This window comes from Serratia sp. CoH_122_TC_1, from assembly GCF_058191755.1.
Genome location: NZ_JBXWLA010000065.1, coordinates 1 through 413 on the forward strand (window position 1 = coordinate 1; position 413 = coordinate 413).

The window sequence follows — 413 nt, forward strand, 5'->3', positions numbered from 1 at the left end:
TTGATGCCTGCTTTCAGTTCGGCAACTGCAGCAGCATCATTTTCTTTCACTGCGGTGAAATACATCCACTGCAAGGGAGGAATGACGCATGTTGCCGCGAATTCAAGCCCATAGCGTTCGGACAGGTAGTTATCACCAAGGTTTGTCAGTGGGCCAAAGTTCGCGTTCAGGTAATTTTTGAAATCACCGAACAACTTCGGGAACGTGCTGTTTCTGTAGCGAATGAATTTGATTATCTCTGTCGTGTACGGGCGGTGATACGACGTTTTTGTCCCTCCCTTCGCAACGTAGTGGTCATAGTAGTCCGGCATTTTTGCAGCATCGTCCCAAAATTCGAGGATAGACTCTGATAGTTCTGACAGCTCTGGCAAAATCTGTTTGCGTTTATGGATTGGGTAGGCTCCCGCACCAAG

At 47.9% G+C, this 413-nt stretch carries 1 protein-coding gene; it reads right to left on the minus strand.

All coding sequences use genetic code 11. The features are described from left to right. Nucleotides 1-413 (minus strand): hypothetical protein (locus AC2FC2_RS26985; RefSeq protein ID WP_490660209.1); only part of this gene is annotated, 413 nt, incomplete at both ends.